4 protein-coding genes are annotated in these 3,896 nt (G+C 64.9%); 2 read left to right on the top strand and 2 right to left on the bottom strand.

The features are described 5' to 3' along the window. The first annotated feature begins 123 nt into the window (after positions 1–123). Entirely contained in the window at positions 124–1,200 is a 1,077-nt protein-coding gene (locus EOA23_RS32410) for an extracellular solute-binding protein (RefSeq protein ID WP_127307071.1), read from the top strand. Further along, a complete protein-coding gene (locus EOA23_RS32405; protein ID WP_127307070.1) occupies positions 1,197–2,495 on the top strand; it encodes a flavin monoamine oxidase family protein in 1,299 nt (432 codons plus the stop codon). The genes EOA23_RS32410 and EOA23_RS32405 overlap by 4 nt, the downstream gene beginning before the upstream one ends. Here EOA23_RS32405 and EOA23_RS32400 read toward each other — a convergent pair. Next, entirely contained in the window at positions 2,459–3,532 is a 1,074-nt protein-coding gene (locus EOA23_RS32400; protein WP_127307072.1) for an ABC transporter ATP-binding protein, read from the bottom strand. The two genes, EOA23_RS32405 and EOA23_RS32400, sit on opposite strands and share 37 nt — an antisense overlap. Positions 3,533–3,569: 37 nt before the next feature. Then, the coding region (locus EOA23_RS32395) for an ABC transporter permease subunit (protein WP_127307069.1) at positions 3,570–3,896 on the bottom strand (327 nt) is incomplete at its 5' end.

The raw sequence follows: 3,896 nt of genomic DNA, 5'->3' as shown, positions 1-3,896 counted from the left end.
CTATTGAGCGAATTTTTGGCGACCCGCTCACTTGCCAAGCGGAGCAAAGTGAGCGGGCTCGCCAAAACTTCTGAATTCTCCTAACTTCCTTCAGTCGTCCGCGATGGGGGAGTTTTTCGCGCCATGAAGACCATGCTTCGCCGCCTTGCCTTGGCCGCTCTCGTCACAGTCGGCGCGGGCACCGCCTATGCGCTTGCGGAAGGCGGCGGCGACCTCGTCGTGTTCGACTGGTCCGGTTACGAGGACCCGCTGCTGCATCCGGCCTACACAGGCAAATACAATGCCGAGCCGACCTTCTCCTTCTTCGGCGATGAGGATGAGGCCTTCGAGAAGATGCGCGCCGGCTTCAAGGCCGATATCGCGCATCCCTGCTCGCAAAGCGTGGTGAAGTGGCGCGAGGCGGGTTTGCTGCAGCCGCTCGACACCTCGAAGATTGCCGGCTGGAAAGATCTCAATCCCGGCATCATGGCGATGAAGGATCTGGCCACCACCGCCGACGGCAAGGCCTGGTTCATGCCGTTCGACTGGGGCAACACCTCGCTGCTCTACCGCACCGACAAGGTGACGGCGGACGAGGCGCAATCGCTGAAGGTCTTCGCCGATCCGAAGTTCAAGGGCCGCGTCACCATCGGCGACAATGTCGACGACGCCTATGCGCTGGCGAGCCTGGTCATCGGCCTGAAGGACTGGACCAGGATGACGGACGAGCAGTTCAGAGAGGCCTCCGCCTTCCTGCGCGACGTGCACAAGAATGTCCGCTTCTACTGGACCGACGACACCGATCTCAACCAGGCCTTCACGGGCAATGAGGTCGATCTGGTCTGGGGTTGGAATGAGACCTATGTGACGCTGAAAGGCCAGGGGATGCCGATCGCCATGAACCGCGACACCATGGAAGGCATTTCGACCTGGGTGTGCGGCTATGTGCTGCTTAAGGATGCGCCGGGCAAGCTCGACCAGGCCTATGATTTCCTGAGCGCGGTCAACGCGCCGGGCGTTTCGGAGTATATGGTGAAGACCTTCGGCTACGGTCACGGCAACAGCGCGGGCATGGCGGCGATGGACCAGAAGCTGCTCACCGAGCGCGGCTTCGACAATCTCGACAAGTTCCTCGACAAGACGCTGTTCCAGCAGCCGGTGGCGCCGGACCTCAAGCAGCGCATGGTCGCCGAATTCGAGAAGATCAAGGCCGGCTATTGAGCAGCATCATTGAAAGAACCGACGTCGTCATCGTCGGCGCCGGCTTCACCGGCCTATGCGCCGCGCTCGAGCTGAAGCGGGCGGGTATCGATTTCCTTGTCCTTGAAGCACGCGATCGTGTCGGCGGCAGGGTGGAGGCTGTCCGCAACGGGCTCGGCGAGCTGATCGACAGCGGCGGGCAGTTCCTATGCCAGGACATGCCCGAGCTGATGGCGCTGGCCAAGGCGCGGGGCAAGAGCTTCGTCGAGACCTATATCGAAGGCGAGTTCATCACCCATCCGTCGATGTCGGTCGAGGAAGCCGAGCGGACCTATCGGATCGCGATGGCGATCCGCGAGCGCATGAACAGGATCGAGCCGGACGATGCCTCGATCGCCGGACTGACCGTGGCGACATGGCTCGAACGCCAGAAAGACACGGCCGACGCCAAGGCGGCCTTCCGTTCGATGATCGAGGGCCTGTGGTGCCTGGCGCTGGACAAGGTGCCGCTCTGGTACCTGATCGACAATGACCGCCGCATCACCAACGAGGTGTTCGAGCTGCAGTATTTTCTGGGCGACACCATGCAATCGCTAGCCGAGGATCTGGCCGCCGAGCTCGGCGACCGGCTGCGCCTGAACCAGGCGGCGACGCGTGTCGAGCGCGCCTCGCAAGGCGTTCGCATCAGCACCGGCGCGGCCACGATCGAAGCGCGCGAGGTTCTGATCGCGCTGCCGCCGGCGACGGCCGCCAAGCTCGACTTCGCGCCTGCCCTGCCTGCCGAGCTTGCAGGCGCGCTCGGCGTCTGGGAAAGCGGCGCGGTGATCAAGATCCTGGTGCGCTACGCAAAGCCGTTCTGGCGCGAGCGGGGCCTGTGCGGCATGGTGATGTGGCGCGACCAGCCGGGGCTGTTTGCCTGCGACGCCAGCCAGGATGCCGGTCACGCCGCGCTTATCGTCTTTGTCGGCGGGCCACTCGCGCTGCGCTGGCATCCGCTCGGCGAGGCGGCGCTGCAGGCGGAAATCACCGCCAGGCTTGTCCAGGCGCTCGGCCCGCAGGCCGCCGACATCATCGATTTCAGCGCGCGTGACTGGACTCATGACCGCTGGAGCGGCGGCGCTTATAGCGATCTCATCATCGATGTGACCGCGCGCCATGCCGAGCGCGTGATCCTTGCCGGCGCGCCGCCGGTCTATTTCGCCGCTTCGGAAGTCTCGCCGTCTTTCCCGGGTTATGTCGAGGGCGCGATCGTCGCCGGGCGTATCGCCGCTGGCAAGATTCAGTCGGCCATCGCCACCAGAGCCTCGGGGTCGTAGGCAAGGCGGATCGGCGCGCCGACCGGAATGTCGTCGGCGCCGAAATCGTTGGTCTCGGTCACCGAGAGCGGCTTTTCGAGCCCCGGTATCTCGACGATCAGATGGGTGATCTCGCCGAAATAGTGGCGCTCCACCACCTTGCCGGCCACCTCGAATTTCGCCGACGCATCGTCCCACAGAACGCGCAGGCGTTCGGGTCGAATGCCAAGCGTCGCCGCGCCGCCATTGCGCATGAAAGCCTTCGGCTTGTCGGTCTTCACACGGCCGAAGCCCAGCGTGTCGAGCACCAGCGAAGCCCCGTTCTCCTCGACGATCTCGGCCTTGACGAAGTTCATGCCGCCTAGGAAGTCGGCCACCTGGCGATTGACCGGGCGCTGGTAGATCTCCTTCGGCGAGGCGACCTGCGCGACGCGGCCGCCGAACATCACGGCGATGCGGTCCGACATGGCGAGCGCCTCGTACTGGTCATGCGTGACCAGCACGAAGGTGATGCCGACCGCCTGCTGCAGACGGCGCAACTCGACCTGCATCTGCTCACGCAGCTTCTTGTCGAGCGCCGAAAGCGGCTCGTCGAGCAGCAGCACTTTCGGCCGCATGACCAGCGCCCGGGCGAGCGCGACGCGCTGGCGCTGGCCGCCGGAGAGCTCGGTGGCGCGGCGCTTGCCGAGGCCGGTCAGCGACACCTGCGCCAGCGCCTCCTCGACGCGGCGTTCTTCTTCGCCGCCCTGCAGCTTCAGCCGCTTCAGCCCATAGGCGACGTTCTGCTCGACGTTGAGATGCGGGAAGATCGCATAGCTCTGGAAGACCATGTTGGTGGGTCGCCGGTTGGCGGGAATGCCGTCCATCGGCTGGCCGTCGACGGCGATCGAGCCGCTGGTCGGCGTGTCGAAACCGGCGATCATGCGCAACAGCGTGGTCTTGCCGCAGCCCGAGGGCCCGAGCAGCGAAAAGAACTCACCTTCGCGGATCGCCAGCGATGCATTGTCCAGCGCCTTGAACGATCCGTAGCTGCGGGTGACGTCGCGGATGTCGATCATGGTGCGGTCGGATTGGATGCGCTCGGACTGGACCCGCTCAAGCATGGAGGCCTCCCTCGTTCTGGGTGCGTCTCGCCGCGCGGCGGCGCAGGATTTCGGCGACAGTCATCAGCACGAAGGACGCTAACAGCAGCAAGGTGCCGAGCGCCAGCACGCCGGGAAGCTTGGCCGCGAAGCGCAGCTGGCCCCAGATGTAGATCGGCAGCGTCGCCTCGGTGCCGGTGAGGAAGAAGGCGATGATGAACTCGTCGAGCGAGATGGTGAAGCAGACGAGCAGGCTGGAGATGATCGCCGGCGCGACCATGGGCAGCGTCACCCGCCGGAAGGTGCCGAAGGCGCTTTCGCCGAGATCGGCGGAAGCCTC

Source organism: Mesorhizobium sp. M2A.F.Ca.ET.042.01.1.1 (genome assembly GCF_003997405.1).
GTDB lineage: Bacteria > Pseudomonadota > Alphaproteobacteria > Rhizobiales > Rhizobiaceae > Mesorhizobium.
This window is presented reverse-complemented; position numbering and strand designations above follow the sequence as displayed.

Bases quoted from the DNA above. Each gene is read 5' to 3' on its own strand.
- EOA23_RS32410 (WP_127307071.1), top strand. From the start codon at position 124: ATGAAGACCATGCTTCGCCGCCTTGCCTTGGCCGCTCTCGTCACAGTC.
- EOA23_RS32400 (WP_127307072.1), bottom strand. From the start codon at position 3,532: ATGATCGACATCCGCGACGTCACCCGCAGCTACGGATCGTTCAAGGCG.